Below are 12,332 nucleotides of genomic sequence, written 5' to 3'. Positions count from 1 at the left end.
ACATCTATGGCTGACCTGGCGCGATCTTTTAGGAGCCGGCTCGCTGGCGAACCGCGGTACTTCAGCCACCGACGATGTGACAGACACACTGGAGTTCGCCAGCAAGCCGGCTCCCGCGTTCTCAATTCACCGAAAAAAACATCAACATTTAGGTTCGTCGCGGAAATCAGACCAGCAGGTCGACAGCAAGCCGGCGGTGTTCGGGCAGATGCGGCGGGTCAGTCGACATCTATGGCTGACCTGGCGCGATCTTTTAGGAGCCGGCTCGCTGGCGAACCGCGGTACTTCAGCCACCGACGATGTGACAGACACACTGGAGTTCGCCAGCAAGCCGGCCCCTACACGGCTGCGTTCTCAATTCACCGAAAAAAAGTCAACATCCAGGTTCGCCGCAGGAATCAGACCAGCAGGTCGGCAGCAAGCGGCGGCGTTCGGGCAGATGCGGCGGGTCAGTCGACATCTATGGCTGACCTGGCGCGATCTTGTAGGAGCCGGCTCGCTGGCGAACCGCGGTGCTTCAGCCGCCGAGGATGTGACAGACACACCAGAGTTCGCCACCAAGCCGGCTCCTACACGGCTGCGCCCTCAATTCACCCAAAAAAACATCAGCATCAAATTCGCGGCCGAAATCAGACCGAACAACCCCCACGCCAGCAGCTTGGTCACGGCATTGTTGGCGAATGGCCCCATGAGCTGTCTGTCGCTGGTGAACCGAATCAACGGCCACAAGGCGAACGGCAGTTGCAGGCTGAGGACGACCTGGCTGAGCACCAGCATCTTGCCGACGGCGCCATCACCAAACCAGATCACTCCGACCAACGCCGGGATCAACGCCAGCCCCCGAGTGATCAGTCGGCGTTGCCAGCAGGGGATCTTGGCGTTGAGAAAGCCTTCCAGCACCACTTGGCCGGCGATGGTCCCGGTGAAGGTCGAGCTCTGCCCCGCCGCCAGCAGCGCAATACCGAACAGCACGCTGGCCAGCGTCCCGCCCACCAGTGGATCGAGCAGGTGATAGGCGTCCTGGATTTCCACCACATCCGCATGACCGCTGCCGTGGAACGCGGCTGCTGCGAGGACCAGAATCGCCGCATTGATCACCAGGGCCATGCTCAACGAGGCGATGGTGTCGGCCCGCGCATAACGGATCGCACTGGCTTTGCTCTGCTGGGAGGTGCCGTTGACTCGGGTCTGCACCACCGAGGAATGCAAATACAGGTTATGGGGCATCACCGTGGCGCCGAGAATGCCGATGGCAATGTACAGCGGCTCCTGATTGCTCAGCACGTCCCACGAGGGTTTCAGGCCTGCGGCCACATCCGGCCAGAAGGGCTTGATCAGCACCAGTTCGATGAAAAAACAGGTGGCAATGGTGACGATCAGCCCCAACACGATGGCTTCAAGGCGCCGGAAATTCGCCCCCTGCAACGCCAGTACGATCACCGTATCGAACGCGGTCAGCGCCACGCCGGTGGTGATCGACACCCCGAGCAACAGATGAAAAGCCAGGGCAGCGCCAAGCACTTCGGCGAGATCAGTGGCCAGAATCGACATCTCCGCCAGAATCCACTGCCCCATACCCACGCGGCGGCTGTAGCGCTCGGCGGACAATTGCGCCAGGTCTCGGCCAGTGGCGATTCCCAGTCGCGAGCACAGATTCTGCAGGACCATGCCCGACAGGCTGGCCAACACCACCACGAATAGCAATGCATAGCCGAACCGCGAACCGGCTTCGATGGCGGTGGCCCAGTTGCCGGGGTCCATGTAGCCAATGGAGATCAAAAGACCGGGGCCGACGAACAGCATCAGCTTGCGCAGAAACGACGCATTGGCCGGAATCGCGACGCTGTCCGTCACGGCAGAAGGGCAAAACGGGGCGGTGGCAGTGGTCGGGAGTTTGTATTTCACGGGTATCCAGCGGGCGATTGCGATCAGCCATGAAGCTTAAACGCAGGGAAATATTTTGTCTTGAATCTCTGTAAAAGCTCTAACATGCGTCGTCCCACGAAACTGGAAAACAATAATGTCTGCGCTTTCTCATCCCTCCGACCATCCCGAAACACAAGGCGATGGGGTCGACCCGGTCCGCGCCGCACGCATTTCCGCACGCATCGACCGCCTGCCCGCCGTCGCCACGATCTGGAAACTGGTGGCGCTGTTGTCCATCGGTGGTTTCTTCGAGCTGTATGACCTGTTCCAGACCGCCTATATCAGCCCCGGTCTGATTCGCGATGGCCTATTCGCTACGGGTGCGCAAGGCGTGTTCGGATTTTCTGACCAGGCGGCCTTCGCCTCGGCGACCTTTCTCGGTCTGTTTCTCGGCGCCAGCCTGCTCAGTCCGATTGCCGACCGCTTTGGCCGACGCGCGATCTTTACCTTCGCGCTGATCTGGTACACCGTCGCCACGGTGCTGATGGGTGTGCAGACTTCGGCGCTGGGCATTATCTGCATGCGCTTTCTGGTAGGCATCGGCCTGGGCATCGAGCTGGTAACCATCGACGCCTACCTGTCGGAACTGGTGCCCAAGCGCATGCGCAGTTCGGCGTTCGCCTTCGCCTTTTTCGTGCAGTTTCTGTCGGTGCCGTCGGTGGCGCTGATGTCCTGGTGGCTGGTGCCGCAGGATCCGTTCGGCATCGCTGGCTGGCGCTGGGTAGTGATCGCCAGTGCGGTGTTCGCGCTGTTTATCTGGTGGTTGCGCTCACGTTTGCCGGAATCACCACGCTGGCTGGCGCAACACGGGCGTTTTGCCGAAGCCGAAAAGATCATGGATGACCTGGAAGCGCGCTGCGTGAAAGACCACGGCCAGGCGCTGGACGAGCCGGAAACCCACAACGTGGCAATCGAAGGCAAAGGCCGTTTCGCCGACATCTGGCAGCCGCCTTATCGTCGTCGGGCGCTGATGCTGATCGTGTTTCATGTGTTTCAGGCCATTGGCTTCTTCGGCTTCGGCAACTGGCTGCCAGCGTTGCTTTCCGGTCAGGGTGTCAGCGTGACCCACAGCCTGGCATACGCGTTCATCATCACCCTCGCCTACCCGCTTGGCCCACTGCTGTTCGTGAAGTTCGCCAACCGTTTCGAGAACAAATGGCAGATTGTGGGTTCGGCGCTGGGCGCGATGATTTTCGGCACGCTGTTCGCGCAACAGAGCACAGCGGCGGGGCTGATCATCTGCGGCGTGATGATCACTTTCTGCAATGCCTGGCTCAGCTTCAGCTATCACTCGTACCAGAGCGAATTGTTCCCCACCAACATCCGCGCTCGCGCGGTGGGGTTCTGTTACTCGTTCAGTCGCTTGTCGACGGTGTTCAGCAGCCTGCTGATCGGCCTGTTCCTCGATCACTTCGGCACACCGGGGGTGTTGACCTTCATCGTCATCAGCATGTTGATCGTGATGATCACCATTGGTGGGTTCGGACCGAAGACGCGCAACCTGGCATTGGAGGATATTGCGCATCGGTGATCCGGGCTTGCCAGAATGCTTCGGGCTTTGCCTTTGCTTTGATTTTGGGCGAAGCCCATAGAAGGCTGGCACGAAAACAAAAACGCCCCGAACCAGTCGGGGCGTTTTCATTCGGCTTCAGTCAGCAGCTTGAAACTCGCTGCTGGCGGTTGCCTTACTTGGGGAATGCTGGCGGGTTGACGCCGGCCATGTCTTCCATCACGCGAACCACCTGGCAGCTGTAACCGAACTCGTTGTCGTACCAGACGTACAGCACGACGCGGTTGTCGTTGACGATAGTGGCTTCGGCATCGACTACACCTGCATGGCGCGAGCCGACGAAGTCGGTGGAGACCACTTCCTGGGAGGCCACGAAGTCGATCTGCTTGTGCAGGTCCGAATACAGCGCGGTGTGGCGCAGGTATTCGTTGACTTCTTCACGGGTGGTCTCGGTGCCCAGGTTCAGGTTGAGGATCGCCATCGACACGTTCGGCGTCGGCACACGAATCGCGTTGCCGGTCAGCTTGCCGGCCAGCTCAGGCAGCGCCTTGGCAGCAGCAGTGGCAGCGCCGGTCTCGGTGATGACCATGTTCAACGCGGCGCTACGACCACGACGATCGCCTTTGTGGAAGTTGTCGATCAGGTTCTGGTCGTTGGTGTAGGAGTGAACCGTTTCCACGTGACCATTGACGATACCGAACTTGTCGTTGATGGCCTTGAGGACCGGAACGATGGCGTTGGTGGTGCAGGACGCCGCGGAGATGATCTTGTCATCGGCGGTGATCTGCTGGTGGTTGATGCCGTGAACGATGTTCTTCAGCTTGCCTTTGCCCGGCGCGGTCAGCACCACACGGTCGATGCCAGGGCACTGCAGGTGCTGGCCCAGGCCGTCGGCATCACGCCATACGCCGGTGTTGTCGACCAGCAGAGCGTCCTTGATACCGTACTGGGTGTAATCCACCTCGGTCGGGCTCTTGGCGTAGATCACCTGAATCAGGTTGCCGTTGGCGCTGATGGTGTTGTTGGCTTCGTCGATGGTGATGGTACCGTCGAACGGGCCATGAACCGAGTCGCGACGCAGCAGGCTGGCTCGTTTGACCAGATCGTTCTCGGCGCCTTTGCGCACGACGATGGCACGCAGACGCAGGCCGTCGCCACCACCGGTTTTTTCGATCAGGATGCGCGCCAGCAGCCGACCGATACGGCCGAAACCGTACAGCACGACGTCGGTGCCTTTACGGGCGCCGGAATTCTGTTGGCCAACGATCTCAGCCATTTCTTCACGAACGAACTGCTCGGCAGTGCGGCCATTGGCTTCGGATTTGTATTTGACGGCCAGCTTGCCCAGGTCCACCGAAGCGGCGCCCAGTTTGAGCTCGCTCATCGCTTTGATGAGCGGGAAAGTCTCGTGTACGGACAACTCGGTTGCGTCGGCTTGACGATGACGCGCAAAGCGATGGGCCTTGAGAATCGCGATCACTGAACGATTGATCAGGGTGCGGCCATAGATCGAACTCACCACATTGTTATTGCGGTATAGCTGACCGATAAGCGGGATCATCGCCTCGGCGAGCGCTTCACGATCGATCCATTCACCAAGACACTGGTCGGGCTTCTGAGTCACGGGAACCTTCCACATGTAGGGGCTGAAAAAAGGGACTACATTATGCCCAAGCCTTTGTTTATGAGCAATCCGGAGTTTCTAAGCTCTGCGGCACTACATAAATCGGCGAGCGTAAAACTGACAGCGGATTCCGGATTTAGTTACAATCCCCGGCTTTGCCGCAACGCCTGGAGCTCTATCTTCCGTGCCCGTTCTGCGCCTACCAATTCTTCCTGCCGCCGCAGGCAAACAACATTGGGGCAACCTGCCCGGTGCCGCTCTTAGTCTGGCCATCGCCGAGGCTGCGAGCGCCGCGAAACGCTTCACCCTGCTTTTGACCGCCGACAGCCAAAGCGCCGAGCGAATGGAACAGGAACTGAAGTTTTTCGCCCCCAATCTTCCGGTGCTGCATTTCCCCGACTGGGAAACCCTGCCCTACGATCTGTTCTCGCCGCATCAGGACATCATCTCCCAGCGCATCGCCAGCCTTTATCGGCTGCCGGAGCTGGAACATGGCGTGCTGGTGGTGCCAATCACCACAGCGTTGCATCGTCTGGCGCCGACCAAATTCCTGCTCGGCAGCAGCCTGGTGCTCGATGTCGGTCAGAAACTCGATGTCGAGGCCATGCGCACGCGGCTCGAAGCCAGCGGCTATCGCTATGTCGATACGGTGTACGAGCATGGCGAATTCACGGTCCGCGGCGCGCTGATCGATCTGTTTCCGATGGGCAGCAAGCTGCCATACCGCATCGACCTGTTCGACGATGAAATCGAAACCCTGCGCACCTTCGAGCCGGAAACCCAGCGTTCCATCGACAAGGTCGATTCGGTGCGGCTGTTGCCGGCCAAGGAATTCCCGCTGCAGAAAGAAGCGGTCACCCGTTTCAAGGCGCGTTTCCGCGAGCGCTTCGATGTCGATTTCCGCCGTAGTCCGATCTTCCAGGACCTGAACAGCGGCATCACCCCCGCTGGCATCGAGTACTACATCCCGCTGTTCTTCGAAGAAACCTCCACCCTGTTCGACTACCTGCCCCAGGACACCCAAGTGTTCTCGCTGCCGGGTATCGAAGCCGCGGCGGAAACCTTCTGGAAGGACGTGCGCAATCGTTATGAGGAGCGCCGCGTCGACCCAGATCGTCCGTTGCTGCCCCCTGCCGAACTGTTCCTTCCAGTGGAAGACTGCTTCGCCCGGCTGAAAACCTGGCCGCGGGTGGTCGCCAGCCAGGACGACGTCGATACCGGCATCGGTCGCGAGCGTTTTCCGGCCCAGGCGCTGCCGGATCTGGCGATCGAAGCCAAGGCCAATCAGCCGCTGGCGGCGCTCTCGACATTTCTCGACGAATTCCCAGGTCGCGTGCTGTTCACTGCCGAATCGGCCGGTCGCCGTGAAGTGCTGCTGGAACTGCTCGAACGTCTGAAGCTGCGTCCGAAAACCCTCGACAGTTGGCAGGAGTTCGTCGACAGCAAGGAGCGTCTGGCAATCACCATCGCGCCGCTGGACGAAGGCCTTGTGCTCGAGCAACCGGCGCTGGCACTGGTCGCCGAAAGCCCGTTGTTCGGTCAGCGCGTGATGCAGCGTCGTCGTCGCGAGAAGCGTATCGACGGCCACTCCAGCGATGCGGTGATCAAGAACCTCGCCGAGTTGCGTGAAGGCGCGCCGGTGGTGCACATCGACCATGGCGTGGGTCGCTACCTGGGCCTGGCGACGCTGGAAGTGGAAAATCAGGTCGCCGAATTCCTGATGCTGGCCTACGCCGAGGACGCCAAGCTGTATGTCCCGGTGGCCAACCTGCACTTGATCGCGCGCTACACCGGCAGCGACGACGAACTCGCGCCGCTGCATCGCCTCGGTTCCGAAGCCTGGCAGAGGGCCAAGCGCAAGGCCGCCGAACAAGTGCGCGATGTGGCCGCCGAACTGCTCGACATCTATGCCCGGCGCGCGGCGCGCGAAGGCTATGCCTTCGCCGATCCCAAGCTCGACTACGAGACTTTCAGCGCCGGCTTCCCGTTCGAAGAAACCCCGGACCAGCAGACCACCATCGAAGCGGTGCGCGCCGACATGCTCGCGCCCAAGCCGATGGACCGTCTGGTATGCGGCGACGTGGGTTTCGGCAAGACCGAAGTGGCGATGCGCGCGGCGTTCATTGCCGTGCATGGCGGTCGACAGGTGGCCATTCTGGTGCCGACCACCCTGCTCGCCCAGCAGCACTACAACAGCTTCCGCGACCGCTTCGCCGACTGGCCGGTGAGGGTCGAGGTGATGAGCCGCTTCAAGTCGACCAAGGAAGTCAACGCCGCCATCGCCGATCTGGCCGAGGGCAAGATCGACATCGTCATCGGCACCCACAAGCTGCTGCAGGACGACGTCAAGATCAAGAATCTGGGATTGGTGATCATCGACGAAGAGCACCGTTTCGGCGTTCGTCAGAAGGAACAACTCAAGGCGCTGCGCAGTGAGGTCGACATCCTGACCCTGACCGCGACGCCCATTCCGCGCACGTTGAACATGGCCGTGGCCGGCATGCGCGACCTGTCGATCATCGCCACTCCGCCCGCACGGCGCCTGTCGGTGCGCACCTTCGTCATGGAGCAGAACAAGCCGACCGTCAAAGAGGCGTTACTGCGTGAGCTGTTGCGCGGCGGTCAGGTGTACTACCTGCACAACGACGTGAAGACCATCGAGAAATGCGCCGCCGACCTCGCCGAACTGGTGCCGGAAGCGCGAATCGGCATCGGCCACGGGCAGATGCACGAGCGCGATCTCGAACAGGTGATGAGCGACTTCTATCACAAGCGTTTCAACGTACTGATCGCCTCGACCATCATCGAGACCGGTATCGACGTGCCGAGCGCCAACACCATCATCATCGAGCGCGCCGACAAGTTCGGTCTGGCCCAACTGCACCAGTTGCGCGGTCGGGTCGGGCGCAGTCACCACCAGGCCTATGCCTACCTGCTGACGCCGCCGCGCAAGCAGATCACCGCCGATGCCGAGAAACGCCTGGAAGCCATCGCCAACACCCAGGATCTCGGCGCAGGCTTCGTGCTGGCGACCAACGACCTGGAAATCCGCGGCGCCGGCGAGCTGCTGGGCGAAGGCCAGAGCGGGCAGATCCAGGCCGTGGGTTTTACCCTTTATATGGAAATGCTCGAACGCGCGGTGAAGTCGATCCGCAAGGGCGAACAACCGAATCTGGACCAGCCGCTGGGGGGTGGGCCTGAGGTCAATCTGCGCGTGCCGGGGCTGATTCCCGAAGACTATTTGCCGGATGTGCACGCGCGGCTGATTCTCTATAAGCGCATCGCCAACGCTGCCGACGAGGAAGGTCTCAAGGACCTGCAAGTGGAAATGATCGACCGTTTTGGCCTGCTGCCGGAACCGACCAAGAACCTGGTGCGCATGACCTCGCTCAAGCTCAGGGCCGAGCAGTTGGGCATCAAGAAGGTCGATGCCGGGCCGCAGGGTGGACGAATCGAATTCGCTGCCGATACGCCGGTCGATCCGCTGACGCTGATCAAGCTGATTCAAGGGCAACCCAAACGCTACAAATTCGAAGGCGCCACGCTGTTCAAATTCATGGTGCCGATGGAGCGTCCCGAGGAGCGGTTCACGACCATCGAAGCGCTATTCGAGCGCCTGACCCCACTGCCTTCAAAATCGGCTTAAGGATTGATCATGCGTGTGCTTCGCTCGCTCACCCTGCTGCTGGTGCTGATCGCCCCTGTAGCCTTCGCCGACGGCACTTACCAGGTGGAGCTGATCCTGTTCGGTCAGAACGGTGAACCGGCCGCCACCAATCAGGCGGCGCCGGAAGACTGGGACGCCGGCGCGCAAAAGCTGGGGCCCGATAACCAGACCCCGACGGTCTTGGATAATCTGGTGAGCAAGCTGGAGTCCAGCGATGGCTATAAGGTGCTGCTGCATCGCGCCTGGCAACAGGATCTGAGCGCCACGCCGAGCAAAGTGGCGATCAGCAGCGGTCAGGCGCAGTTCGGTCACTATCCCATCGAGGGCACGGTAAGTCTGGGCCTGGCGCGCTTCACCGACATCGACGCCAATTTCTGGGTCAATAAGCTCGACGACCATGGCGTGCTGGTTACCAGCGAACGCATGCGCCAGGCGACCCGGGTCAGGAACGGCGAATTGACCTACATGGACAATGGCAGCCTGGCCTTGTTGATCAAGGTTTCTCCTCTTCAAGCACCGCGTTGACGTAGGGCAAGACGTGTCATCCCTATTGGAAAAAGCCCTGGCCCTGCCGTGGGAACCGTTGTTCAAGGCGCAGAGCGTGGAGCGTGGGCTCGACTACGCCCGGCAGAAACGCGTGATGCTTCAACACCTGAGCCCGGATCTGGTTCGCACGGTATGTCGTGGATCGGGCATGGAAATCTATACCCAGACCCTGCAATTCAAGGATGCCAACCGGACGCGCCATTTCGTGGTCGGTACCTGTACGTGCCCCGTCAGAAACAACTGCAAGCACTGTGCGGCGGCGCTGTTCTTTCTGCAGGATCCCGAGAACATATCCGGCATTCTGACGGCCCTCGATCAGCAAGCCATTACGCGAATGCCCAAGGCCGAGGAAAAACCGACGTTGCCCGAACGGATTATTTCCGACGTCGAGCCCAAGCCTCGGCTGATCCTCGCCAGCTTCGAATTCAGCGCCTATGAGCCGCGCAACGGCAAAATGCAGCGGCACGTTCAGCATCGTGCCGCGCTGGCGTTTCGCTACGACGAGTTCTACACCTCGGGCACGCCAGCCCTTGGCCGCTCCAGCGATATCGTGCGCCATCTGAGTGATGAAACGCTGCGCCTGCGCCGTCATCTCGACCGCGAAGGGCAATACCGCAAACAGTTGCAGGAAATCGGTTTCCGCATCGCCACCCGCCAGAGCAAAGCCCTGCCTGATAGCGCTGGGGAAATGTTCGAACTGCCCACCGATAAGGCCTGGCTGAGTTTCATGCTCGACGAACTGCCCAAGCTGCGTGAGCAGGGCTGGCAGGTCGAGATGAACGACGACTTCGGCTTCGACGTGACGCCCGTGGACGACTGGTATGCAGTGGTCGAAGAGGAGCCGGAGCGCGACTGGTTCGACCTGGAACTGGGCATCATCGTCAACGGCGAGCGCCTGAGCCTGTTGCCGATCCTGATCAATCTGCTGCGCACCCACCCGGAATTGATGACCCTGGCCGGCATCGCCAAACGCCGCGATGACGAACAGCTACTGGTGCAGCTCAATCATTTCACCCAACGCGGCGGCGGGCCGATTCAGGTGGCCTTGCCCTACGGCCGCCTGAAGACCGTGCTGGCGACGCTGGGCGATTTCTACTGGCGCGAAGACGGCAACGATGCGATTCGCCTGAACACCGCCGATGCCGCGCGCCTCAAGCAGCTCGACGACATGCCGCTGGTGTGGCAAGGCGGCGACCGACTGCGGCAGTTTTCCGAGCGCCTGGTGAATATCAAGAACGCCAGGGTCAAGGCGCCCAAGGGCCTGAACGCCAAGTTGCGGCCTTATCAACTCGATGGTCTGAGCTGGATGCAAGCCCTGCGCGAACTGGAAGTCGGCGGGGTGCTGGCCGATGACATGGGGCTGGGCAAGACCTTGCAGACCCTCGCTCATCTGTTGATGGAAAAACAGGCCGGTCGTCTCGATCATCCGGCGCTGGCGGTCATGCCCACCAGCCTGATTCCCAACTGGATGGACGAGGCCAGACACTTCACGCCGCAACTCAATGTGCTGGCGTTGTACGGCGCCAATCGGCACCAGGAATACGAAAATCTGCAGGATTACGATCTGATCCTGACGACCTACGCCCTTCTGCCTCGCGACGTCGAACTGCTGAGCAAACAGCTGTTGCACGTGCTGGTCCTCGACGAAGCGCAGTACATCAAGAATCCCAACAGCAAGGCCGCCCAGGCAGCGCGGCAGTTGAACGCTCGCCAGCGTTTGTGTCTGAGTGGCACCCCGCTGGAAAACCACCTCGGCGAGTTGTGGTCACTGTTTCATTTCCTGATGCCCGGCTGGCTGGGTGACGCCAAACAGTTCAACAGCAACTACCGCACGCCCATCGAGAAGCTCGGTGACGAGGCGCGTTTGCAGCATCTGAATGCGCGGATCAAGCCGTTTCTGCTGCGTCGGACCAAGGAGCAGGTGGCCACCGAGCTACCGCCGAAGACCGAGATCGTGCATTGGGTCGAACTCAACGATGCCCAGCGTGATGTCTACGAGACCATGCGTCTGGCGATGGACAAAAAGGTGCGCGAGGAGATCACCCGTAAAGGCGTGGCGCGCAGCCAGATCATCATCCTCGAAGCCTTGCTCAAGCTGCGCCAGGTCTGCTGCGACCTGCGCTTGGTCAATAGCGCCCCAAGCGGCTCGCGTCAGTCAAGTTCGGCCAAGCTGGAAAGCCTGATGGACATGCTGGAGGAGCTGCTGGCCGAGAATCGCAAGATTCTGCTGTTCTCGCAGTTCACCTCGATGCTCGAACTGATCGAAACCGAACTGGCCCAGCGCGGCATCGAATACGCCTTGCTGACCGGCCGGACCAAGGACCGTCGTACGCCGGTGCAGGAATTCCAGAGCGGCAAGCGCTCGATCTTCCTGATCAGTCTCAAGGCCGGTGGTACGGGATTGAACCTGACCGCCGCCGACACGGTGATCCATTACGATCCGTGGTGGAACCCGGCAGCGGAAAACCAGGCCACCGACCGCGCGTATCGCATCGGCCAGGAGAAGCCGGTGTTCGTCTACAAGATGATCGCCCGAGGCACGGTGGAAGAGAAAATCCAACACCTGCAGCACGAGAAGTCGGCGCTGGCGTCCGGTGTGCTGGATGGCCGCACGGCCGGGGATTGGAGGCTGCAGGATGACGATATCGAAGCGCTGTTCGCCCCGCTGCCGTTACCGCCGAAGAAGGTGAAGCGCTAACCGCACACTGGGCCCAGCGTAGCTCCGGCAGGAGCCGGCTTGCTGGCGAACGAGGCGGATCAGTCGAAATTGATGCAACTGAGCCGCCACCTTCGCTGCCGTCGTACCTCCCGTTTCCACAGGTTTTGCGGCGAGCCTGAGCTTCATGGCTGACGCAACATTGTAGGAGCCGGCTTGCTGGCGAACGCGGCGGATCAGTCGAAATTGATGCAACTGAGCCGCCACCTTCGCTGCCGTCGTACCTCCGGCGTTTCCACAGGTGTTGCGGCGAGCCTGAGATTCATGGCTGACGCAACATTGTAGGAGCCGGCTTGCTGGCGAACGCGGCGAGTCAGTCAATATTGAGGTGTCAGGTCTGACG

Annotated in this window: 6 protein-coding genes; 4 read left to right on the top strand and 2 right to left on the bottom strand. The window is 60.8% G+C overall.

The window, feature by feature from the left end; translation table 11 throughout:
* Nucleotides 1–585: 585 nt before the first annotated feature.
* Nucleotides 586–1,905 (bottom strand): Nramp family divalent metal transporter, encoded by a 1,320-nt coding sequence (locus ACRER8_RS15085; protein WP_431747037.1) that lies wholly within the window; start codon nt 1,903–1,905, stop codon nt 586–588.
* Nucleotides 1,906–2,020: 115 nt separating this feature from the next.
* Between ACRER8_RS15085 and ACRER8_RS15080 the strand changes: the two genes are divergently transcribed.
* Nucleotides 2,021–3,457, top strand: a complete 1,437-nt coding sequence (locus tag ACRER8_RS15080) for an MFS transporter (protein WP_431747036.1) — start codon at nt 2,021–2,023, stop codon at nt 3,455–3,457.
* A gap of 154 nt (nt 3,458–3,611) precedes the next feature.
* Here ACRER8_RS15080 and ACRER8_RS15075 read toward each other — a convergent pair whose 3' ends face one another.
* The gene (locus ACRER8_RS15075) at nt 3,612–5,075 is read right to left on the bottom strand and encodes a glyceraldehyde-3-phosphate dehydrogenase (RefSeq protein ID WP_431747035.1); all 1,464 of its coding nucleotides are present in this window, start codon (nt 5,073–5,075) and stop codon (nt 3,612–3,614) included.
* Between the two features lie 169 nt (nt 5,076–5,244).
* Between ACRER8_RS15075 and mfd the strand changes: the two genes are divergently transcribed.
* The 3 genes from mfd to ACRER8_RS15060 are packed head-to-tail and all read left to right on the top strand — an operon-like array spanning nt 5,245 to nt 11,971.
* Nucleotides 5,245–8,706: a transcription-repair coupling factor gene (gene mfd, locus ACRER8_RS15070; RefSeq protein WP_431747034.1), complete on the top strand. Its 3,462-nt coding sequence runs from the start codon at nt 5,245–5,247 to the stop codon at nt 8,704–8,706.
* Nucleotides 8,707–8,715: 9 nt separating this feature from the next.
* Nucleotides 8,716–9,252: a CsiV family protein gene (locus ACRER8_RS15065; RefSeq protein ID WP_431747033.1), complete on the top strand. Its 537-nt coding sequence runs from the start codon at nt 8,716–8,718 to the stop codon at nt 9,250–9,252.
* A gap of 13 nt (nt 9,253–9,265) precedes the next feature.
* Nucleotides 9,266–11,971, top strand: coding sequence for a DEAD/DEAH box helicase (locus ACRER8_RS15060; RefSeq protein WP_431747032.1), 2,706 nt, complete (start codon nt 9,266–9,268; stop codon nt 11,969–11,971).
* Nucleotides 11,972–12,332 lie beyond the last annotated feature (361 nt).

Source organism: Pseudomonas sp. (assembly GCF_050739935.1).
In the GTDB taxonomy this organism is placed as follows: Bacteria; Pseudomonadota; Gammaproteobacteria; order Pseudomonadales; family Pseudomonadaceae; genus Aquipseudomonas.
Note: the sequence above shows the minus strand (reverse complement) of the source record. Positions and strands in the feature narration are given on the sequence as shown.

Bases quoted from the DNA above. Each gene is read 5' to 3' on its own strand.
- ACRER8_RS15080 (WP_431747036.1), top strand. From the start codon at position 2,021: ATGTCTGCGCTTTCTCATCCCTCCGACCATCCCGAAACACAAGGCGAT.
- ACRER8_RS15065 (WP_431747033.1), top strand. From the start codon at position 8,716: ATGCGTGTGCTTCGCTCGCTCACCCTGCTGCTGGTGCTGATCGCCCCT.
- ACRER8_RS15075 (WP_431747035.1), bottom strand. From the start codon at position 5,075: ATGTGGAAGGTTCCCGTGACTCAGAAGCCCGACCAGTGTCTTGGTGAA.